Here is a 21,808-nt window from a genome sequence, read left to right as displayed (position 1 = left end):
CCTCCTTAGAACACGTAGTCGACGCCAACGGCATAGACATTCACGGATTTGCTGTAGGTCGGCACGCCGGACGGCAGGATCAGGGAGCCGCCTTTCACTTTAGGCTGCACGTGGTCGACCTGCACCTTCAGGGCCAGCGACTTGGCGAAATCCCAACGCAGGCCGACCAGGTCGGTCTCTTGCTCAGGCGAGGTCAGCAGGCCGCGGATGGCGCCCAGGGTTGGCGCCAGCGGGTGCGCCGCCGGTACGGTCGGCACGGTCACGGTGGAGCCGGCGCCCTTGTAGTAGGCGTGGGTGTAGTAAGGCAGCACTTTGCCCATGCGGTAGCCGATCATGGCGTAGCCGGAATTGGTTTCCGGGATGTACACCGGCTCGTGCGCGCGGCGCTGGGCGTATTCGGCCTGCAGCACGACGTTCTTGTAGTCCATCGTGAAGCCGATCTCGGTGAAGCTCATGCGCTTGCCGCCCTTCAGGGTCAGGTCGTTCGCCAGCTGCACCATGGCCGGGATGCCGGTTTTGGTCAGGCCATCGGTCACATTATTGATCGGGCCCAGGTTGTTCGATTCGATCTGGGCGCGGGCGTGCGCCACGCGCGCGGTGAACGGACCGTATTCGGCCGTCACGGCTGCGCCGAACACCGGCGACTGGTGCTTGGCGATCGAGCCGCCGCCGGTCGGGATGTACAGCTTGCCGCGGCTGATGCCGCCGAAGGCTTGCACGGTGACATTGGTGTCGCCGAAGGCGTGCTGCCAGTTGACGTCACCGCCGTCCAGGTTTTCGATTGGCGCCTGGCCGTACATTTCGATCGGCGGACGCATCATGGTGTTGGCATAGCCCACGTTCTGGTAGTCCGAGATCAGGAAGGCTGGCAGCACCACGCGGCCGACGCGCACATTGATCTCGTCGTTCAGCTTGTACTTCAGGAAGCCCCAGGTCAGGTCGGTGGTGAACTGTGGGCTGGTGTTCTTGCGGGTCAGCACCTGCACGGTCGCCGACAGGCGGTCGTTGAAGGTGTAGCTGGCTTGCAGGCCGAGGTTGCTGTCCAGGCCGATGCGCGGCGAATCGCCGGTGCCGGAAGCCTGGTTGTAGCGTGCGAATTTGGCATCGTCCTTGTCGGTCTGGGCCACGCCCAGGGTGCCGAAGCCGCTGATGCTCAGGTTGCCGTCGCCCAGGGTACCGGCTTGGGCCATCATGCCGGTGGCTGCCAGGATTGCGGCGGCGAGAAGCTGTTTCTTCATGAAAGTGATCCGATCGAATATATTCTTGTGAGAAGCACCAAAGTGGTGCCGTTAATCAACGGCAGTTGCCTAAGATAATTCAAAACTTCTGCTAGTTGTACGCTCGCGCTCAAAAATAGTGCGGTCGTTCTAATATCTGTGGGCTTTTTGCACTGCGCATCGGAAGAAGCGTTGCGTTTACAATAGCGCCTTCGATTACCCATTTATTTTTGACCGAGAAGAACACTATGGCCGTCAATTCCCCTATCCCTGTCGCCGCCGACCTGCAAGCCGTTGCCGGTATCGAGCTTGGCTATGCCGAAGCCGGTATCAAGAAGCCGGGCCGCAAGGACGTGCTGGTCATGAAGCTGGCCGATGGCGCCACCGTGTCCGGCGTGTTCACCTTGAACCGCTTCTGCGCCGCGCCGGTGCAGATTTCCAAGGAAAACCTGGCGGCCGTGAAAGCGGGGGGCAAGCCGATCCGCGCCCTGATGATCAACACCGGCAACGCCAACGCCGGCACCGGCGAAGCGGGCATGGCCAATGCGCGCGCCACTTGCGCCGCACTGGCGCAGGAACTCGGTTGCGACGCGCAGCAGATCCTGCCGTTCTCCACCGGCGTGATCCTGGAGCCGCTGCCGGTCGCCAAGATCGTGGCCGGCCTGCCGAAGGCGATCCAGAACCTGAAGCTGGATAACTGGTTCAACGCCGCCGAAGCGATCATGACCACCGATACCCAGCCAAAGGCTGGTTCGCGCACCGTCGATATCGCCGGTCACAAGGTGACCATGACCGGTATCTCCAAAGGCGCCGGCATGATCAAGCCGAATATGGCCACCATGCTGGGCTACCTGGCCTTCGACGCCAAAGTGGCGCAGCCGGTGCTGGACGTGCTGGTCAAGGAAGCGGCCGACCAGTCCTTCAACTGCATCACCATCGACGGCGACACTTCGACCAACGATTCCTTCATGCTGGTCGCCACCGGCGCCGGCACCCTGGTGGTCGATTCGGTCGACTCGCCGGAATACAAGGCGCTGGCCGCCGCCGTGACCGAACTGTCGGTGTTCCTGGCGCAAGCCATCGTGCGCGACGGCGAAGGCGCCACCAAGTTCATGACCATCACCGTGGAAGACGGCAAGGACGTCGCGGAATGCCGCAAGATCGCCTACTCGATCGGCCATTCGCCGCTGGTGAAGACCGCCTTCTTCGCTTCCGACCCTAACCTGGGCCGCATCCTGGCCGCCATCGGCTACGCCGGCGTGGACGACCTGGACGTGTCGAAGATCAACCTGTACCTGGACGATGTGTGGGTGGCCAAGGACGGCGGCCGCAATCCGGACTACAAGGAAGAAGACGGCCAGCGCGTGATGAAGCAGAGCGAAATCACGGTGCGGGTGAAGCTGGCGCGCGGCACCGCCGCCGCCACCGTCTACACCTGCGACCTGTCGCACGACTACGTGTCGATCAACGCCGACTACCGTTCCTGATCGGTGGCGACCCAACTCGACCTATTCCTGCGCCGCGCCGAGGCGCTGCTGGAGCGCGTGGAAGCGATCCTGCCGCCGGCGCCTGTCGCGCCGGACTGGAAGGCTTCCACCGCCTTCCGCTGGCGCAAGCGGCACGATGGCGCGGGCTGGCTGCAGCCGGTGCCGCGTCCGGCGCAGATCGCATTTGACGACTTGCAGCATATCGGCCGCCAGAAAGCGCAGATCGAGCAGAACACCCGCCAGTTCGTGCAGGGCAAGCCGGCCAACAACGTGCTGCTGACCGGCGCGCGCGGCACCGGCAAGTCTTCGCTGATCAAGGCTTGCCTGGCGGCGTTCGCCGTCGATGGCCTGCGCCTGATCGAAGTCGACAAGGGCGACCTGCATGACCTGCCCGATATCATGGACCTGGTGGCTGGCCGGCCGGAACGCTTCGTGGTGTTCTGCGACGATCTCTCGTTCGAAGAAGGGGAGAGCGGCTACAAGGCGCTGAAAGTGGCGCTGGATGGCTCAGTGTCGGCGGTGACGGACAATGTGCTGATCTACGCCACCTCGAACCGGCGCCACCTGATGCCGGAGCGGATGTCGGACAACGCGACCTACACCCACGACGAGGATGGCGACTTGCATCCGGGCGAGACCGTGGAAGAGAAGATTTCCCTGTCCGAGCGCTTTGGCTTGTGGCTGTCGTTCTATCCGTTCAAGCAGGAGGACTACCTGGGCATCGTGGCGCACTGGCTGGCGGCCTTTGGCTGCAGCGTGTCGCAGATCTCCGAAGCCCGCACCGAGGCCCTGCAATGGGCCTTGCAGCGCGGCTCGCGCTCGGGGCGCGTGGCGTGGCAGTTTGCGCGGGATTATGCAGGGAGGCTGCCATGAGTGCGCGCCCGATTGATGTGGCGGTGGGCATCCTGATGATGCCGAATGGCGATGTGCTGCTTGGCCAGCGGCCGGAGGGCAAACCTTACGCGGGCTATTGGGAATTCCCGGGCGGGAAAGTCGATCCGGGCGAGACGATCCTGGAGGCGCTCAAGCGCGAGTTCGTCGAAGAACTGGGGATCCACATCGTCAGTGCAGAGGAGTGGTGCGGTATCGAGCACGTCTACCCGCACGCGCATGTGCGGCTGCACTTTTTCATCAGCCGCGAGTGGACCGGCGAACCGCAAAGCCTGGAAGGCCAGGCCTTTGCCTGGCAGGGCACGGTAGGCGTGGAGCCCTTGCTGCCGGCGACGATTCCGTTGCTCGAATGGCTGGACCGGGTGCGCTACTAAAACCGGTAAACCTGGGTCAGACCCAAGGGTCAGACCCAGATACGCGGCTGCCGCAGGCCCGGGTCAGACCCTTGGGTCTGACCCTGGTTTACCGGGGTTAAGGCGCCAGGCGCGAAGAGTGCGACGCCAGCATCACCCAGCGCCCATCCTGCCAATGCCAGGTACGGGTAAACCGGAACGTACCACTGAACGGCCCTTGTTCGCCGACGCCCGACTGCACGCTCTTGCCCGTCACAATGGCCGTATCGCCATGCAGCTCGACGGTGACATCTTCATTGGTAATCGAAGTATTCCGCCGCGAGCCCGTGCCCAGCTGGCCAAGATAATCCGCCCTATGCTGGACCTTCCCATCGGAGTGCGTCAGCACCCAGCGGTCGGAAAGCAGCGGCCCCAGCGCCTTTGCATCACCCTGCAAACGGTAAGTATTCCACTGCGAGTCCGCCACCTGCAGCGCCACTTCGCGCGGCCCGGCATGGGCCAGGCTGGCGGCAGCAGCCAAGGACGCAGCGGCGAGCAGGCGCAGCATTACTGCTGATCCTCATCCAGAGGATCAGTCGGTGCGCTACCCGGAATGGTGTATTTTTCCTCCGCCCAGGCGCCGAGGTCGATCAGCTTGCAGCGCTCGCTGCAGAAAGGGCGGTATTTATTGGCTTCCGTCCACTCAACCTTGGCCTGGCAGGTGGGACATTCAACGACAGTCGGCATGGTACTTAGAAATTACAGAGGGTCAGCTCGAATGGTACATCTTCTTCCAGCGGCTTGGGTTTCAGGTCCCCGCCCTGGGAAGTAAAGCGCACCCACAGCATATATTTGTTGGCCGAAATCTCAGGAATCGCGCCCAGCGACTCATCCACCGACAAGCGCAGCATCTGGTACACCTTACCCTGCAACATCTGCTGGTAACTGCCCGCATTGGCGATCATCTTCACCGGCGCGCCCGAATCGCGCAGCAGGCGCAGCACCAGGCCCAGCGCATCGAACAGCGGCACCAGCGGATTGAACCAGGTGACGATATCGTTGAAGCGCTTTTCCGCCGGCTGCTTTTGCCAGGCGTAGTAGGAAGGCAGGTCGAATTCGCAGGCGCCGCCCGGAATGATGGTGCGGCCGCGGATGCTCATCAGCCACTCATTGTCGCGCACGTTCTGGCCGGTCTTGCCCTGCGCTGCCACCAGCGCGCTGGACACGCTGTCGAGCTCGGAGAGGATGGCGTCCAGCATTTCAGCCTGGACATTGGGATTGGAACGGTAGCCCAGCAGGCTTTGGCGCTGGCGCTCCAGTTCTTGCAGCAAATCGGATTTCAGGTCGGCGCGTCCCGCCACTTCGAGCATGTCGAAAATGGTCGCCAGCGCCACGTGGTGCTGCATCGGATGCTCCTGATGCACGAAGAACTTGAATTTCTCGTATAAATCCTCCAGGCGCAGCAGCGTGCGGATGCGCTCATTGAAAGGATATTCGTAGACGATCAAAGCATCCCTCGTGTGGAGAACCTGTTAATAATCACGTGATTCTGAACCATGCGAAGCAAAATTACAAATATTGCTGATAAAAATCATGCAAGCGGTCTACCTGAGGCGTCAGCGCCTCGATCCGGCCGCCGTTATCGATCACGTCATCGGCCGCCGCCAGGCGCACCTGGCGCGGCACCTGCGCCGCCATAATCGCCCGAACCTGCTCTTCCGCCAGCCCATTGCGCGCTATCACGCGCGCCACCTGGATCTCCTCCGGACAGTCGACCACCAGCACGCGGCTGACGCGCTGCTTCCAACTGCCGGACTCGACCAGCAGCGGAATCGCCAGGATCACATAGCTGCCTGTCGCATCGGCCGCCGCCGCCTCGGTGGCGCTGCGGATCATCGGGTGCAGGATGGCTTCCAGGCGGCGCTTGGCGTCCGGCTCGCGGAACACCAGCTCGCGCATTTTGGCGCGGTCCATGGCGCCATGGCTATCGGCCATCTGCTCGCCAAACTCAGCAATGATATCCGGCATGGCGGCACCCCTGGCGCCCGTCAGGCTGTGGGCAATCTGGTCGGTATCCACAATGCTGGCGCCGCGGTCGGCAAACATACTGGCGACCAGGCTCTTGCCGCTGCCGATGCCGCCGGTCAGGCCGACCGTGAAGCGCGCCGGCATATTATGGCGCCACGCCGTGCATGAAAGCGGCGATCTGCGGGCCGAACACCAGGGCCAGCAGGCCGGCGCCGGCCAGGTAAGGGCCGAACGGGATCGGCTTGCTGCGGCCATGCTTGAAGAACAGGATCAGGGTGATGCCGACCACCGCGCCGACCACCGAGGACAGCAGGATGATCGCCGGCAGCATCTGCCAGCCCAGCCAGGCGCCCAGCGCCGCCAGCAGCTTGAAGTCGCCGTAGCCCATGCCTTCCTTGCCGGTGACCAGCTTGAAGACCCAGTACACCGTCCACAGCACCAGGTAGCCGGCGGCGGCGCCGATCACGGCATCCTGCAGCGGCACGAAGGCGCCCTGGATATTCACCAGCAAGCCCAGCCAAAGCAGGGGATAGGTCAGGTCGTCCGGCAGCAACTGGGTGTCGGCGTCGATGAAGGTCATGGCGATCAGCAGCCAGGCGAACACCAGGGTCGCCATGCCGGTCCAGCCGAACCCGAATTGCCACACCAGCCAGCCCGACAGCAGGCCGGTCAGCGCTTCGATGATCGGGTAGCGCGCCGAAATCGGCGCCTTGCAGGCACGGCATTTACCGCCCAGCACCAGCCAGCTGATGATGGGGATGTTCTCGATCGCCGTGATCTGGTGGCCGCAGTGCGGGCAGGCCGAACGCGGCGCCACCAGGCTATAGCGGTCGGTGTGCGGCAATTCCTTGCCCGATTCCGACGCCACATAATTGTCCGATTCGCGCTGCATCATGATCGGCAGGCGGTGGATGACGACATTGAGGAAACTGCCAATCAAGAGCCCCAGGATGCCGGCCACCACGGCGGCGGCCAGCGTTGCGGGAGGGGAGAACAGCATCAGGGTTTCTTGCATTCTTGTTTTACACCACAGAACCGAGTTTAAAGATTGGCAGGTACATTGCGACCACCAGGCCGCCGATCAGCACGCCCAGGATCACCATGATCATCGGCTCCATCAGGCTGGACAGCTGGGATACCGCTTCGTCGACTTCTTCTTCATAGAAGTCGGCCACCTTGCCCAGCATGGCATCGAGCGCACCGGATTCTTCGCCGATCGCCACCATTTGCGTCACCATGCTTGGGAACACGTCGGCGTTCTGCATGGCCACGGTCAGGCTGGTACCGGTCGAGACTTCGGTCTGGATCTTCTTGGTCGCTTCCACGTAGACGTTATTGCCGGAAGCGCCGCCCACCGAATCGAGCGATTCCACCAGCGGCACGCCGGCCGCGAACATGGTGGACAGGGTGCGGGTCCAGCGTGCCACGGTGGCCTTGCGGATCACGTCGCCGAACACCGGGATCTTCAGCAGGATGCGGTCCATCGTGGCTTGCATCTTGGTCGAGCGCCGCCAGGACTGGAAGAAGAAGTACAGCGACGCGAAGATCGAACCGAAGATGATGTACCAGTAATTGACGAAGTATTCCGACAAGGTCATCACGAACACGGTCGGCGCCGGCAGGTCGGCGCCGAAGCTGGCGAACACTTCCTTGAAGGCCGGCACCACCCAGATCATGATCACGGCGGTCACGATGAAAGCCACCGCCAGCACCGCGATCGGGTAGGTCAGGGCCGACTTGATCTTGGCCTTGATGGCCAGGGTCTTTTCCTTGTAGATCGCCAGGCGGGTCAGCAGGTCTTCCAGGATACCGGCCTGTTCGCCGGCCGCCACCAGGTTGCAGAACAGCGGGTCGAAGTACAGCGGGTACTTGCGGAAGGCCATGTTCAGGCTGGTACCGGTCTCGATATCCGAGCGCAGGTCCAGGATCAGCTTGGAAACCGAGGGATTGGCGTGGCCCTTGCCGACGATGTCGAAGGCTTGCAGCAGCGGCACACCGGCTTTCATCATGGTGGCCAGCTGGCGGGTGAACAGGGTAATGTCCTTGTCGGAGATCTTCTTGCCGGAGCGGTAGACCTTCTTCTTAACCTTGGTCACCATGATGCCCTGGCGGCGCAGGGTCACATTGACCACCGCCTCGCCGCCGGCGCGCATTTCGCCGCGCACCGTTTTACCGGTCTTATCCTTGCCTTCCCATGAGAAGACTTGTTCCTTCGCATTGCCCGCAGTAGCCATATCCGTGTTTCCTATTCGTTGGTGCAGCCCAGCACTTCTTCCAGGCTGGTCAGGCCGTTCTTGACTTTGACCAGCCCCGATTGGCGCAGCGATTTGACGCCTTCCGCCTCCGATTGTGCCGCAATCTGCATCGAGTTGCCGTGTGCCAGAATCAATGCTTCGATCGCGGGCGAGATCGGCATGATCTGATAGATACCGACCCGGCCTTTGTAGCCGGATCCGTTGCAGCGCTCACAGCCCACCGGGCCGTAAGGCTTCCATGTGCCATCCAGTTCCTCTTCCTTGAAACCGGCTTTCAGTAGCAGGTCGGGCGAAATGTCGACCGGCTGCTTGCAGGTGCACAGGCGGCGCGCCAGGCGCTGCGCCGTGATCAGGATGACGGAGGAGGCAATATTAAAGGGCGCCACGCCCATATTCATCAGACGCGTCAGGGTCGACGGCGCGTCGTTGGTGTGCAGGGTGGAGAACACCATGTGGCCGGTCTGCGCGGCCTTGATCGCGATGTCCGCCGTTTCCAGGTCACGGATCTCACCAACCATGATGATGTCCGGATCCTGGCGCAGGAAGGACTTCAGCGCCACCGGGAAGGTCAGGCCGGCCTTGTCGTTGACGTTGACTTGGTTCACGCCGGGCAGGTTGATCTCGGCCGGGTCTTCCGCGGTCGAGATATTGATGCCGGGCTTGTTCAGGATATTCAGGCAGGTGTACAGCGACACCGTCTTGCCGGAACCGGTCGGGCCGGTCACCAGCACCATGCCGTAAGGACGGTGCACGGCGTCCATCAGCAATTCCTTCTGGTCCGGGTCGTAGCCCAGCGAGTCGATGCCCATCTGGGCCTGGGTCGCATCCAGGATACGCATCACGGTCTTCTCGCCAAACAGGGTCGGCAGGGTCGAGACGCGCAGGTCGATCGTTTTGGTGGGCGACACGATCAGGCGCATGCGGCCGTCCTGCGGCACGCGCTTTTCCGAGATGTCCAGCTTGGACAGCACCTTGATGCGCGATACCAGCTTGTCCTTGATCGAAGTCGGCGGCTGGGCGTGTTCGACCAGCATGCCATCGACGCGGAAGCGGATGCGGTAGAACTTTTCGTAAGGTTCGAAGTGCAAGTCGGATGCGCCCATATTCACCGCATCCATCAGCATCTTGTTCAGGAAGCGCACGATCGGCGCGTCTTCCACGTCGGCCGCGGCGTCGGCCTGGGCCTGGGTCGGGGTCGCTTCGCTTTCCTCGGCGAATTCGATCTCGCCTTCCTCGCCCGCCAGGTCCATGATGGTCTGCTCGGAGCTCTTGGACAGGTTTTCCAGCAGCTTGAGCAGGGCATCGTGCGGCACGATGACCGGTTCCACCGTCGATTCGGCCTGGAACTTGATCTGGTCCAGCGCCTGGGTATTGGTGGGGTCGGAGATTGCCACCGACATCTTGTTGCCGCGCTTGGACAGCGGGACCACGCGCTGCGCCAGCATCAGCTTGGCATCGATGGCTTTTTGCGGCAGCAGCTCGATATTCAGGGCGGCCAGGTCGAGCAGTGGGTAGGCGAAGGTGTCGGCGCAGAAGGCGGCCAGTTCGCGCGGATTGATGCTGCCACTGCTTAGCAGGACATCAATGAAGTGGGATTTTTCGGCCTGGGCCTTTTTCTGGAGCGCGTCCGCCTGCGGCGGGGTCAGACGCCCCGCTTGCATCAGGGCCCGAGCCAATCCCGACATGGGAGTGCCGGTCGCCGGGTTGGGTTGGACTGCAGCCATAGGAGCGCACTATCAGATTGATAATATTGAGTGAGTCTCCGGATGATGCCTGTAGGCATCATTTTTGTAAAGCGCCGCACGTTTCACTCTGCGTAGCGGGGCTCCGGGCGTCGTAATTTCACTACTTTGATAGCCTGGTCCTGTGCTTGCACCACCTCGATGATGCAGGCACCCACCTTGATCGAGATCGGTGCATCGGGAATATCCTGTAATTCTTCCAGCAACATTCCGTTCAAGGTCTTGGGCCCATCCAGCGGGAAGTTTAAACCCAGACGCTTGTTGATGTCACGTAATGGCGTGCTGCCCTCCAGCAGGCAGGCGCCCTCGGCGTCCCAGCCGAAGCTGTCGGCGCGGGTCGCACTGGGGGTGGAGGTGGTGAAATCGCCGATCATTTCCTCGATGATGTCGTCCAGGGTGACCAGGCCCTGCACCTCGCCGTATTCGTCGACCACGATCGCCAGGCGTTCCTTATTCTCCTGGAAGTTCTGCAGCGCGGCGAAGGCCGGCGTGTCCTGCGGGATGAAGAACGGCTCCGACAGCAGGGTGCGGAAGTGTTCCACCGTCAGCTCGTCGTCCTCGTTCAGCAGGGACACTGCCTTGCGCACGTGCAGGATGCCGATCATCCGGTTGATCTCGCCGTCGTACACCGGCAGCTTGTTGTGGAAACAGGTGGTGAGCTGGGATTTGATTTCTTCGACCGGCAGCGAGAAGTCGAGCGCTTCGACCTGGGCGCGCGGGGTCATGATGTCGTCCACCGCGATGGTATCGAGGTCGAACAGGTTGAGCAGGATGCTCTTGTGCTTTTTCGGGATGAAGCTGCCGTTTTCCAGCAGCACCGAGCGCAGTTCGTCGGCCGACAGCAGGCCTTCGTGCACCTGGCCGGTGGGCTTGACGCGGAACAGGCGCAGCAGGGTGTTGACGAACAGGTGCACGAACCACAGCAGCGGCTTGGACACCGACAGCAGCGGGCGCAGCACGAAGGAGGCCGGCAGTACGATCTGGTCGGCATAGCGCGCGCCGACGATCTTGGGCGAAATCTCGGCCAGCACGATCAGCACGAATACGGTGGCCACGGTGGACAGGGCGATCACGTGTTCTTCCAGCCCGAACTGGGTTATAGCGATGGCGGTGGCCAGGGCGATGGCCATGGCGTTGATCAGGGTGTTGGCCACCAGGACCAGGGACAGCAGTTGCTCGGTGCGTTCCAGCAGCCACAGGGTGGCGATCGCGCGGCGGCTGCCGCGTTTGGCCTGGTGCCGCAGGCGGAAGCGGTTGGCGGCCATCAGGGCCGTTTCAGCCATCGCGAAGAAGGCTGAGGCCAGGATCAGGAAGGAGAGGGCGGCAAATTGCGCCCACAAGGGAACGGTATCCAAGGTGTTCGGGAGGAGTCGGTGAAGCGGCGATTCTACCACGCGGCCTGCCGGCGTCCCGCGCCACCACGGCCTATAATATTGGGCCATGAGAGACGTGGATGTACTCCTGGCGCCGATGCGCCTCGCCATTTTGCCGCCTGCCGCACTGGCCGGCGTGGTGCGCTATTTCCATATCGAGTACTACAGCCCGGGCGCCGTGCTGGTGCCGGCCACGCCCTGTCCCATGCTGACCTTTTTCATCCGCGGCGGCTCGCGCTTTGCCGATCCGGACGGCCGCGAGCGCGTGCACAGCGAACCCTTCGTCACCGGCCCGCTGAGCCAGCATTTCCCCGCCGTGTGGGAGCCCGGCACCACCTTTATCAGCGCCGTGATCGAGGCCAGCCAGTTTTCCCGCCTGCTCGACGTCCCCGTGGGCGAGCTGCGCGACGCCGTGGTGCCGCTGGCCGATGCCGCGCCCGACTGGGACGGCGCCGCCCGGCTCGAAGATGGCCTGCGCGCCGGCGCCGCCGACAGCTCGCGCTGGGTCGCCGCCATGAGCGACTGGCTGCTGCGCCGCCTGGCCGCGCGCGACAACGGCCAACGCCCGTTCACCCTGGCGCCGGAGCTGCTGGCGCTACCCACGCCGGACATCGCCGAGCGTTACGGCATCAGCGTGCGCCAGCTCGAACGGCGCGTGATGGCCAGCTACGGCCAGACCCTGCGCGACAGCCGCCGCATGATGCGCTACATCCGCGCGCTGTCGGCCCTGGTGGCCACGCCGATGCGGCACGGCATCCTGACCCGGGTAGCGGTCGATGCCGGCTACCACGACCAGGCCCATATGGTGCGCGACTTCGTCCAGTTCACCGGCCTGGCGCCCAAAGCCCTGATGGAAGCGGCGGCCGACGCCAATGGCGCGCTGCGCCTGCTGCGCTACGACGACGCCTCGCGCGCGGTGGTGGTCAGCCAGGGCTAAGCGCGCCCGGTGTCGCATCCATACAATCCTTTTTCCCCAAGCCCCGCTATCGTGGCGGCGCTAATCAAAGGGGAATGCAATGGAAACGGAAGCAACGCTGGAGCGCGATGGCTATATCCTGGCTTCGCTCGAAGGCCTGATGGAAACCGCCCGCACCAACAGCCTGTGGTACCTGAGCTTCGGCCTGGCCTGCTGCGCGGTGGAGATGATGGAAGCCGCCTCGGCGCGCTATGACATGGACCGCTTCGGCATGTGCCCGCGTCCTTCGCCGCGCCAGGCGGACCTGATGATCGTGGCCGGCACCCTCACCAACAAGATGGCGCGCGCCATGCGCAAGGTGTACGACCAGATGCCCGAACCGCGCTATGTGGTGTCGATGGGCTCCTGCGCCAACGGCGGCGGCTACTACCACTACTCCTACTCGGTGGTGCGCGGCTGCGACCGCATCGTGCCGGTGGATGTCTACATCCCGGGCTGCCCGCCGACCCCGGAAGCCTTGTTATATGGCCTGATGCAGCTGCAGCAGCGCGCCCGCCGCGGCGACCGCCCCGCCATGCTGCGCGACTAGCTGCCGCGGTAGGTCGAATACGACCAGGGCGACACCACCAGCGGCACGTGGTAGTTCTGGTCGGCGTGCGCGATGCCGAAGGTGATCGTCACCTGGTCGAGAAAGCGCGGCTCCGGCAATGCCACACCCAGCGCGGCGAAGTAGTCGCCGGCGCCGAACACCAGCTCATAGCGGCCCGGCCGCATGGTCTCGCCCGCCAGCAGCGGCGCGCTGCAGCGGCCATCGGCATTGGTCACATCTTCCTTCAGCAGCGTGCGGCCGCTGCCCGCCAGCGCATACAGCGCCACGCGCACCCCTGCGGCTGGCTTGCCGTGGGCGGTGTCGAGGACGTGGGTGCTCAGTTTTCCCATAGTGATTCCTTATTTTGTGTATCCGGCAGATCATATACTGGTGCCATAACGCCAATATATTATTGAGCATATACCTTTCATCCCGGAGCATCATGAGCAACTATCCCCGCGACCTCATCGGCTACGGCCGCACGCCACCCCACCCGAACTGGCCCGGCCAGGCCCGCGTGGCCCTGCAATTCGTGCTGAACTACGAAGAGGGTGGCGAGAACTGCGTGCTGCACGGCGACCCGGCGTCGGAGACTTTCCTGTCCGAGATCATCGGCGCGGCCGCCTTCCCGAACCGCCACATGAGCATGGAATCGATTTATGAGTACGGCTCGCGCGCCGGCCTGTGGCGTTTGCTGCGCATGTTCGAGGAGCGCAAGCTGCCGCTGACCATCTTCGGCGTGTCGATGGCCCTGCAGCGCAACCCAGAAGCGGTGGCCGCTTTCCAGGAACTGGGCCATGAGATCGCCTGCCACGGCCTGCGCTGGATCAGCTACCAGAACATGGACGAGGCCACCGAGCGCGCCCATATGCAGGAGGCGGTGCAGATCATCAAGGAGCTGACCGGCAGCGCGCCGCAGGGCTGGTACACCGGTCGCGATTCGCCGAATACGCGCCGGCTGGTGGTCGAGCATGGCGGTTTCCGCTACGACGCCGACTATTACGGCGACGACCTGCCGTTCTGGCAAGAGGTGGCGCACACGGGGGGCGACGGCAAGCCGGCCAGCACGCCGCAGCTGATCGTGCCCTACACCCTGGATACCAACGATATGCGTTTTGCCGCGATGCAAGGCTTCAATAGTGGCACGCAATTCTTCGATTACCTGAAAGACGCATTCGACGTACTCTATAAGGAAGGGGACCCGAACGGCCTGAACCAGCCAAAAATGCTGTCGATCGGCCTGCATTGCCGCCTGGTGGGGCGTCCGGCGCGCGCCGCCGCCCTGGCGCGCTTCCTCGATTACGTGCAGAGCCATGACAAGGTGTGGATCACGCGCCGCATCGACATTGCCGAGCACTGGCACCAGCACCACCCCTATATGCGAAACGTCTGATATTCAAAATAAGAGTTTTCTTATATGGTGGGGTGGTGGAAATGTTAGTCTTGCAATCTAGGACTATTGCGAGGCCAAGATGGCAGAACCGATCCGTTTTTACTACCGTGGCGCCGTGCATGAAGTGCACGACGCTGCCCCGACGCAGACTGTGTTGCAGCATCTGCGCGAAGATCTGCACTGCACCGGCACCAAGGAAGGCTGCGCCGAGGGCGATTGCGGCGCCTGCACCGTGCTGGTCGGCTCGCTGGCCGATGATGGCCAGCTGCAGCTGAAGGCGGTCAATTCCTGCATCCAGCTCACCCCTACGCTGGACGGCAAGGCCCTGTTCACCGTGGAAGACCTGCAGCAGCCGGACGGCGCGCTGCACCCGGTGCAGCAGGCGCTGGTGGAATGCCATGGCTCGCAATGCGGTTTCTGTACCCCCGGTTTCGCCATGTCGCTGTGGGGCCTGTACCTGAAGCAGGACGGCCAGTGCGCCTCGCGCAAGGAAATCGACGACTGCCTGTCGGGTAACCTGTGCCGCTGCACCGGCTACCGTCCGATCATCGACGCCGCCCAGCGCATGGTCGAACTGCCGCAAGTGCAGTTCGATGCGGCCCGTGTGGCCGAGCAGCTGGAGGCGCTGAAGCGCGACTCGCTGGCGGTCTACTCCGCGCACGGCCAGACCTTCCTGGCTCCGCGCACCCTGGATGAACTGATCCAGCTGCGCGCCGCCAACCCGGGCGCTACCTTGCTGGCCGGCTCCACCGACGTCGGCCTGTGGGTCACCAAGCAGATGCGCGAGCTGGGCGACATCATCTACCTTGGCCATGTCGATGCGCTGAAGACCGTGCGGGCGCTGGACGGCGCGGTGGAAATCGGCGCCGGCGTGTCGCTGGAAGATGCCTACAACGTGTTGTGCCAGCACTACCCGCGGGAACTGGGCGAGATGCGCCAGCGCTTCGCTTCGCTGCCGATCCGCAATGCCGGCACCCTGGGCGGCAATGTCGCCAACGGCTCGCCGATCGGCGATTCGATGCCGTGGCTGATCGCGCTGGGCGCGCAGGTCGTGCTGTGCGGTGCGGCGGGCGAGCGCGTACTGGCGCTGGAAAGCTTCTACCTCGATTACATGAAGAAGGACTTGCAGCCGGACGAATTCGTGCAGGCCCTGCGCGTGCCGCTGCCGCGTGCCGATGTGCGCTTCCGCACCTACAAGCTGGCCAAGCGCTTCGACCAGGATATTTCCGCCGTTTGCGCAGCGTTTGCATTCCGCATGGACGGCGATCAGATTACCGAAGCACGCATCGCGTTCGGCGGCATGGCGGCCACGCCCAAACGCGCGGCGCAGGCCGAAGCCGCGCTGGCGGGCCGCGCCTGGAGCGAGGCTGCGCTGGCCGATGCCATGGCGGCCCTGGCGCGCGACTACGCGCCTTTGAGCGATATGCGCGCCAGCAGTGAATACCGCATGAAGACGGCGCAGAACCTGCTGCGCCGCTTCTGGCTGGAGACGCGCAGCGATGCGCCGCTGGCGGCCAATGCCGTCAATGCGTTTGCCGTGGAGGCATCATGAACCATCCCGTCACCCCTGAACTGAAGGCCGCCACCTGGACCGGCGTCGGCATTCCGCGCCCGCACGAATCGGCCGAGCTGCACGTGCTGGGCCAGGCCACCTACACCGACGATATCCCCGAGCTGCAGGGCACCCTGCACGCGGCGCTGGGCCTGTCGTCCAAGGCCCATGCACGTATTACCTCGCTGGACCTGGATGCGGTGCGGGCCGCACCGGGCGTGGTGGCGGTGTTCACCGTGGCCGATATCCCGGGCACCAATGACTGCGGCCCGATCATCCATGACGACCCGATCCTGGCCGATGGCCTGGTGCAGTATGTCGGCCAGCCGATCTTCATCGTGGTGGCGGACTCGCACACCAATGCGCGCCGCGCGGCCAAGCGCGGCGTAGTGGGCTACGAAGAGCTGCCAGCGATCCTGACGCCGCAAGCGGCCAAGGCGGCCGGTTCCTACGTGCTGCCGCCAATGAAGCTGCTGCGCGGCGACGCGCAGGCGGCCTTCGAGCAGGCGCCGCATCGCGTGAAAGGCCAGCTATATGTCGGCGGCCAGGAGCAGTTCTACCTGGAAGGCCAGATCGCCTATGCGATCCCGAAAGAGGGCCGGGCCATGCTGGTGCAGTGCTCGACCCAGCACCCGAGCGAAATGCAGCACGTGGTGGCGCACGCGCTGGGCCTGCATTCGAACCATGTGACAGTGGAGTGCCGCCGCATGGGCGGTGGTTTCGGCGGCAAGGAGTCGCAGTCGGCCTTGTGGGCGGCTTCGGCGGCCATCGCTGCCGCGCGCACCGGCAAGCCGGTCAAGCTGCGCGCCGACCGCGATGACGACATGATGGTGACCGGCAAGCGGCACTGCTTCTATTACGAGTACGAAGTCGGTTACGACGATGAGGGCCGCATCGTGGCGGCCAAGGTCGACATGACTTCGCGCGCCGGCTTCTCGGCCGATTTGTCCGGCCCAGTCGCGACACGCGCGGTCTGCCACTTCGACAATACCTACTACCTGTCGGACGTTGAGATCCATGCCGGCTGCGGCAAGACCAATACCCAGTCGAACACCGCGTTCCGCGGCTTTGGCGGCCCACAGGGCGCCATCGCCATCGAGTACGTGATCGACGAGATTGCACGCAACCTGGGGCGCGATGCGCTGGATATCCGCCGCCTGAATTTCTACGGCAAGACGGAGCGCAACCAGACGCCATACGGCCAGGTGATCGTGGATAACGTGATTCATGAACTGGTGGCGGAGCTGGAGCAGAGCAGCGAATACCGCGCGCGCCGCGCTGACGTTGCCGCCTACAACGCCTCCAGCCCGGTGCTGAAGCGCGGGCTGGCGCTGACGCCGGTCAAGTTCGGCATCGCCTTCAATGTGACCCACCTGAACCAGGCGGGCGCACTGGTGCATGTGTATGTCGATGGCTCGGTGCTGGTCAACCATGGCGGCACGGAGATGGGGCAGGGCATCAATACCAAGGTGGCGCAGGTTGTGGCGCACGAGCTGGGGCTGGACCTGTCGCACGTGCGCGTGACGGCGACCGATACCAGCAAGGTGGCGAATACCTCCGCCACCGCAGCCTCCACCGGCGCGGACTTGAACGGCAAGGCGGCGCAGGACGCTGCTGGCCAGATCCGCCAGCGCCTGGCGGAGTTTGCGGCCAAGACCTTGGGCGGCGAAGCGTCGGCCGTTCGGTTCTACGCCAATGAGGTGCATGTGAACGGGCAGAGCGTGCCGTTCGCGGCGCTGGTGCAGAAGGCTTACCTGGCGCGCGTGCAGCTGTGGTCGGACGGCTTCTATGCTACGCCGCATTTGCATTGGGATCCGAAGACCATGAACGGGCATCCGTTCTCCTACTATGCGTACGGCGCTGCGGTGTCGGAAGTGGTGGTGGATACGCTGACCGGCGAGTGGAAGCTGTTGCGTGCCGACGCGCTGTACGATGCCGGCCAGTCGCTGAATCCTGCGATTGATATCGGCCAGGTGGAAGGGGCGTTCATCCAGGGCATGGGGTGGCTGACCACCGAGCAGCTGTGGTGGAACCCGGCGGGCAAGCTGATGACGCATGCGCCGTCGACTTACAAGATCCCGGGCATTTCCGACTGCCCGGCGGATTTCCGGGTGCGTTTGTTCGCCAACAAGAATGTTGAGGATTCCATCCATCGCTCGAAAGCGGTGGGGGAGCCGCCGCTGCTGTTGCCGTTCTCGGTGTTCTTCGCGATTCGCGACGCGGTTTCCGCCGTCGGCGAGCATCGCGTGAATCCGCCGCTCAATGCGCCGGCCACCAGCGAAGAGATCCTGCGCGCCATCAGCGCAGTCGAAGCGGCGGTTGCGCCGGGCGCGGCAGGCTGATATGGCGGACTGGTTGACTCCAGCCGGCGTGCCGGCAGTCCTCGTCACGGTCGCACGCGCCGAAGGTTCGGTGCCGCGCGAAGCGGGCACCCACATGCTCGTTACCGCCGACGGCCAGCAAGACACCATCGGCGGCGGCCACCTCGAACACAAGGCCCTCGCCATCGCCCGCGACATCCTCGCCACGTCCGCCGCCGCCGCGCCCGTGGCCGCGGCGCGCCTGGAGCGCTTCCCGCTCGGTCCGAGCCTGGGGCAATGCTGTGGCGGCGTCGTGTGGCTGTTGTTTGAGCCGGTGAGCGGCGACCTGGAACGCGTCCTCGCGCAGCTCCGCCAGCGGCGCAAGGAGGATACCTGCCGTATCGTGGCCCTCGACGGCCCGGCCGAGAGCCGCATCATCGACGAGCGCCATGCGCAAACCCACATCCGCACTGACGAAGGCGGCCGCCGCTGGCTGGTCGACGCGATCAACGCCCCTCGAGCCCACCTGGTCCTGTTCGGCGCCGGCCACGTCGGCGCGGCCATCGTGCGCGCCCTGGCCGAGCTGCCCTGCAGCGTGACCTGGGTCGACGAACGCGACGCCATGTTCCCCGACCAGATTCCGGACAACGTCACCATCGAAGCCACCGATACACCCGAAGCCTGCGTCGAAGAAGCCCCCGACAACGCCAGCTACCTGGTCATGACCCACAGCCACGCCCTCGATCAGCGCCTCTGCGAAGCCATCGCAGCAAGGGAAAGGGTAGGCTGGTTCGGCCTGATCGGATCCAAAACCAAGCGCGCCCAATTCACCAGCCGCATGGAAGCCAAAGGCCTGAGCGCCGACACCATGGTATGCCCGGTCGGCCTACCGGGTATCATCAACAAAGCACCGGCCGTCATCGCCGCGTCGGTCGCAGCACAACTACTGATGGTCTGGGAATCCCAGGCGAAAGAATAAAGAATGAGCAAGCAATCCAGCGTGCAAGCCTACCGAGCAGGCTTGCTGCATTTTCACGCCGATCCGGCCTTCATCGAACGCGCCCACGCCTGGCACGAAGACGGCCTGCTGATCGTCGCAGACGGCAAGGTGCAGGCAGCCGGCGACTACGCCACCCTGGCGCACACGCTGGCGCCGGACGCACCGGTGCACGACTACCGCGGCAAGATCATCATGCCCGGCTTCATCGACGCCCACGTGCACTACCCGCAGACCGACATGATCGCCTCGCCGGCGCCAGGCCTGCTGCCATGGCTGGAGCAATACACCTTCCCGACCGAGCGCCAGTTCGCCGACCCGGCGCACAGCGCGCAGGTCGCCGAATTCTTCCTCGACGAGCTGCTGCGCAATGGCACCACCACCGCCATGGTGTACTGCACCGTGCATCCGCAATCGGTGGACGCCTTCTTCACCGCCAGCGAAAAGCGCAACTTGCGCATGATCGCCGGTAAGGTCATGATGGACCGCCACTGCCCCGACTTCCTGTGCGACACCGCCGAAAGCGGCGCGCTGGAGACGGAAGCCCTGATCCAGCGCTGGCACAAGCACGAACGCTCGCTGTACGCCATCACCCCGCGCTTCGCCCCCACCTCCACGGAAGCGCAGATGCAGCTGGCCGGCGAGCTGGCGCGCAATTACCCGGACACCTTCCTGCAAACCCACGTCTCGGAAAACAAGGAAGAATGCGCCTGGGTCAAGCAGCTGTTCCCGGAGGCGCGCAGCTACCTGGACGTCTACGACCGCTACGGCATGATGCGTCCGCGCGCCGTCTACGGCCACTGCATCTGGCTGGACGAGAACGACCGTGCCCGCATGGCCGAGACCAAGTCCGCCGCCGCCGTCTGCCCGACCTCCAACCTGTTCCTGGGCTCCGGCCTGTTCGATTTCGAGCAAGCCGACAAGGCCGGCATGCTGCTGTCGCTGGCCACCGACGTCGGCGCCGGCACCTCCTTCAGCATGTTGCAAACCATGAATGAAGCCTATAAAGTAGCGCGCTTGAAGGGCAGCTACCTGCCTGCCATGCGCATGTTCTACCTGGCGACGCTGGGCGCCGCGCGCAGCCTGCACCTGGACGACACTATCGGCAGTTTCGCCGCCGGCCGCGAAGCGGACTTCATCGTGATCGACCCGCAGGCCACGCCGCTGCTGGCACGCCGCAGCGCCAATACCGACAGCCTGGAAGAACAGCTGTTCGCGCTGGCGCTGCTGGGAGATGACCGTGCCATTGCGGCAACGTATTCGGCAGGGCAGCTGGTCCACCAAGCACACTGATAAAGGAACGCCATGCCCAAGAACTTGTCCAGCCTGCTGATCGCCGCCGCGGTTTCCGCCGCCTTTGCCGCGCCGGGTGCCCAATCCGCCCCGACCGCCGCCGAAGCAACCGCGCGCCACTTCGCCTCCCTGGTGGCCGGCCCGGCGCCGAAAACGGCAGAGCTGACCATGTTCTTCAACAATATGCCGAAGGGCGCCGACCTGCACCACCACTACTCGGGCTCCATTTATGCCGAGCAATACCTGGAGTGGGTCGACAAGCTGGGCTATTGCATCGACAAGACCACCTGGAGCGTGCAGACCGACAAGGCGGCCGACCGCAAGAACTGCGCCACCGTTGCCGAACTGGAAAAAGACCCGGTCGCCTACCGCTCGCTGATGCACAAGTGGTCGGTGATGGACTTCTACAACCACACCGAGAACCAGCTGCCGCCCGACCTGGCCTTCTTCACCACCTTCCTGCGCTTTGACGGCGTGGCATCGACCAATGGCAATGACGGCCAGAAACGCCTGAAAGAACGCGCTATCGCCGAAAATGTCAGCTATATCGAAACCGTCTTCGAGATCGCCCCGATCACCTTCGACGCCGAATTCGACGGCAAGCTGAGCGACGAAGCGGCCTTCGCCGCCTACCTGGCCAAGCTGGAAGCCAGCCCGGCTTTCAATAAGGGCATCGCCGACTACAGCGCCTATGTCGACAGCAGCAGCGCCGGCATCGACGACGACAACTTCACCATGCGTTACCAGCCCTTCGTGCTGCGCTTCCTGTCGCCTTCCATCGTGTTCTCGCAGATGGCCGCCGGTTTCAAGATCGCCAGCCAGAACAAGAAGGTGGTGTCGGTGAATATTGTTGGCGCCGAGCACTATCCAGTCTCGATGCGCGACTACAAGCTGCACATGCGCATGTATAAATTCCTGAGCGCCAAGTACCCGGGCGTCAAGCTGTCGCTGCACGCCGGCGAGCTGGCCTTGGGCCAGGTGCCGCCGGAAGGCTTGAAGTTCCACATCGCCGAAGCCATCGACATCGCCGGCGCCAAGCGCATCGGCCACGGCATGGACATCGCCCATGAGAGCCAGCCGCTGGCTATCCTGAAAAAGATGCGCGAGAAAAATATTCCAGTCGAAGTGAACCTGACTTCAAACGAATTCATCCTGGGCGTGAAGGGTGAGATGCACCCAGTTAACATCTACCGCAAATATGGCGTGCCGTTTGTGCTGTCGAGCGACGATACCGGCGTCAGCCGTAACACCTTGTCGAACGAGTACGTGCTGTTCGCCAGCCGCTACAAAACCAGCTATGCGGAAGTGAAGAAGCTGTCATATGACAGCATCCGTTACGGCTTCCTGGCCGACAGCGACAAACAGCGCCTGTTGAAGCAATTGGACGCGCGTTTCGCCAAGTTCGAAGCCGAGGTGGCAGCTTCGCTGAAGTAAGCCTCTGTT

Annotated in this window: 21 protein-coding genes; 11 read left to right on the top strand and 10 right to left on the bottom strand. The window is 63.7% G+C overall.

Annotation, left to right across the window (positions count from 1 at the left end):
* Positions 1 to 5: 5 nt before the first annotated feature.
* A complete protein-coding gene (locus AAHE99_RS03415; RefSeq protein WP_342114423.1) occupies positions 6 to 1,238 on the bottom strand; it encodes a porin in 1,233 nt (410 codons plus the stop codon).
* Between the two features lie 227 nt (positions 1,239 to 1,465).
* Here AAHE99_RS03415 and argJ point away from each other — a divergent pair, with 227 nt between their 5' ends.
* From argJ to mutT, 3 genes are read left to right on the top strand one after another with little or no spacing between them, the layout of a single operon-like run.
* Positions 1,466 to 2,704 carry a bifunctional glutamate N-acetyltransferase/amino-acid acetyltransferase ArgJ gene (gene argJ / locus AAHE99_RS03410; RefSeq protein WP_342114421.1) on the top strand — a complete coding sequence of 413 codons (1,239 nt, stop codon included), beginning with the start codon at positions 1,466 to 1,468 and terminating at the stop codon, positions 2,702 to 2,704.
* Between the two features lie 3 nt (positions 2,705 to 2,707).
* Positions 2,708 to 3,577, top strand: a complete 870-nt coding sequence (locus AAHE99_RS03405) for an ATP-binding protein (RefSeq protein WP_342114419.1) — start codon at positions 2,708 to 2,710, stop codon at positions 3,575 to 3,577.
* Positions 3,574 to 3,969 (top strand): 8-oxo-dGTP diphosphatase MutT, encoded by a 396-nt coding sequence (mutT, locus tag AAHE99_RS03400; RefSeq protein WP_342114417.1) that lies wholly within the window; start codon positions 3,574 to 3,576, stop codon positions 3,967 to 3,969. Before AAHE99_RS03405 ends, mutT begins: the two co-directional genes overlap by 4 nt.
* Before the next feature lie 97 nt (positions 3,970 to 4,066).
* On the opposite strand, the gene AAHE99_RS03395 is transcribed toward mutT, so the two are convergent.
* The 8 genes from AAHE99_RS03395 to AAHE99_RS03360 form a co-directional block, all read right to left on the bottom strand.
* The gene (locus AAHE99_RS03395) at positions 4,067 to 4,495 is read right to left on the bottom strand and encodes a nuclear transport factor 2 family protein (RefSeq protein ID WP_342114415.1); all 429 of its coding nucleotides are present in this window, start codon (positions 4,493 to 4,495) and stop codon (positions 4,067 to 4,069) included.
* Positions 4,495 to 4,674 (bottom strand): DNA gyrase inhibitor YacG, encoded by a 180-nt coding sequence (yacG, locus tag AAHE99_RS03390; protein ID WP_342114413.1) that lies wholly within the window; start codon positions 4,672 to 4,674, stop codon positions 4,495 to 4,497. The genes AAHE99_RS03395 and yacG overlap by 1 nt, the downstream gene beginning before the upstream one ends.
* A gap of 5 nt (positions 4,675 to 4,679) precedes the next feature.
* A complete protein-coding gene (zapD, locus tag AAHE99_RS03385; RefSeq protein ID WP_342114410.1) occupies positions 4,680 to 5,435 on the bottom strand; it encodes a cell division protein ZapD in 756 nt (251 codons plus the stop codon).
* Positions 5,436 to 5,496: 61 nt separating this feature from the next.
* Entirely contained in the window at positions 5,497 to 6,099 is a 603-nt protein-coding gene (gene coaE, locus AAHE99_RS03380; protein WP_342114407.1) for a dephospho-CoA kinase, read from the bottom strand.
* 1 nt (position 6,100) lies between these two features.
* Positions 6,101 to 6,970, bottom strand: a complete 870-nt coding sequence (locus AAHE99_RS03375; RefSeq protein ID WP_342114404.1) for a prepilin peptidase — start codon at positions 6,968 to 6,970, stop codon at positions 6,101 to 6,103.
* A gap of 7 nt (positions 6,971 to 6,977) precedes the next feature.
* On the bottom strand, positions 6,978 to 8,189 hold the full coding sequence (locus AAHE99_RS03370; protein ID WP_342114402.1) for a type II secretion system F family protein: 1,212 nt from the start codon (positions 8,187 to 8,189) through the stop codon (positions 6,978 to 6,980).
* 11 nt (positions 8,190 to 8,200) lie between these two features.
* Positions 8,201 to 9,934, bottom strand: coding sequence for a type IV-A pilus assembly ATPase PilB (gene pilB / locus AAHE99_RS03365; protein ID WP_342114400.1), 1,734 nt, complete (start codon positions 9,932 to 9,934; stop codon positions 8,201 to 8,203).
* 83 nt (positions 9,935 to 10,017) lie between these two features.
* Positions 10,018 to 11,307: an HlyC/CorC family transporter gene (locus AAHE99_RS03360; protein ID WP_342114397.1), complete on the bottom strand. Its 1,290-nt coding sequence runs from the start codon at positions 11,305 to 11,307 to the stop codon at positions 10,018 to 10,020.
* 94 nt (positions 11,308 to 11,401) lie between these two features.
* Here AAHE99_RS03360 and AAHE99_RS03355 point away from each other — a divergent pair, with 94 nt between their 5' ends.
* Together AAHE99_RS03355 and AAHE99_RS03350 are read left to right on the top strand one after the other, a co-directional pair.
* Positions 11,402 to 12,262 carry a helix-turn-helix domain-containing protein gene (locus AAHE99_RS03355; protein WP_342114395.1) on the top strand — a complete coding sequence of 287 codons (861 nt, stop codon included), beginning with the start codon at positions 11,402 to 11,404 and terminating at the stop codon, positions 12,260 to 12,262.
* A gap of 79 nt (positions 12,263 to 12,341) precedes the next feature.
* Positions 12,342 to 12,830, top strand: a complete 489-nt coding sequence (locus AAHE99_RS03350; protein WP_342114393.1) for a NuoB/complex I 20 kDa subunit family protein — start codon at positions 12,342 to 12,344, stop codon at positions 12,828 to 12,830.
* Here AAHE99_RS03350 and uraH read toward each other — a convergent pair.
* A complete protein-coding gene (gene uraH, locus AAHE99_RS03345; RefSeq protein WP_342114391.1) occupies positions 12,827 to 13,180 on the bottom strand; it encodes a hydroxyisourate hydrolase in 354 nt (117 codons plus the stop codon). The two genes, AAHE99_RS03350 and uraH, sit on opposite strands and share 4 nt — an antisense overlap.
* Positions 13,181 to 13,272: 92 nt before the next feature.
* On the opposite strand from uraH, the gene puuE reads away from it, so the two are divergent.
* The 6 genes from puuE to AAHE99_RS03315 all read left to right on the top strand — a co-directional run bounded on the left by puuE (position 13,273) and on the right by AAHE99_RS03315 (position 21,799).
* Entirely contained in the window at positions 13,273 to 14,223 is a 951-nt protein-coding gene (gene puuE, locus AAHE99_RS03340) for an allantoinase PuuE (protein WP_342114389.1), read from the top strand.
* 79 nt (positions 14,224 to 14,302) lie between these two features.
* Positions 14,303 to 15,775: a xanthine dehydrogenase small subunit gene (xdhA, locus tag AAHE99_RS03335; protein WP_342114387.1), complete on the top strand. Its 1,473-nt coding sequence runs from the start codon at positions 14,303 to 14,305 to the stop codon at positions 15,773 to 15,775.
* Entirely contained in the window at positions 15,772 to 18,117 is a 2,346-nt protein-coding gene (gene xdhB, locus AAHE99_RS03330) for a xanthine dehydrogenase molybdopterin binding subunit (RefSeq protein WP_342114385.1), read from the top strand. The genes xdhA and xdhB overlap by 4 nt, the downstream gene beginning before the upstream one ends.
* 1 nt (position 18,118) lies before the next feature.
* A complete protein-coding gene (xdhC, locus tag AAHE99_RS03325) occupies positions 18,119 to 19,054 on the top strand; it encodes a xanthine dehydrogenase accessory protein XdhC (RefSeq protein ID WP_342114384.1) in 936 nt (311 codons plus the stop codon).
* A gap of 3 nt (positions 19,055 to 19,057) precedes the next feature.
* Positions 19,058 to 20,365: a guanine deaminase gene (gene guaD, locus AAHE99_RS03320; RefSeq protein ID WP_342114383.1), complete on the top strand. Its 1,308-nt coding sequence runs from the start codon at positions 19,058 to 19,060 to the stop codon at positions 20,363 to 20,365.
* A gap of 12 nt (positions 20,366 to 20,377) precedes the next feature.
* Positions 20,378 to 21,799 carry an adenosine deaminase family protein gene (locus AAHE99_RS03315; protein ID WP_342114382.1) on the top strand — a complete coding sequence of 474 codons (1,422 nt, stop codon included), beginning with the start codon at positions 20,378 to 20,380 and terminating at the stop codon, positions 21,797 to 21,799.
* The last annotated feature ends 9 nt before the right edge of the window (positions 21,800 to 21,808 follow it).

Source organism: Pseudoduganella sp. OTU4001 (genome assembly GCF_038440195.1).
Lineage (GTDB): Bacteria > Pseudomonadota > Gammaproteobacteria > Burkholderiales > Burkholderiaceae_D > Rugamonas.
This window is presented reverse-complemented; position numbering and strand designations above follow the sequence as displayed.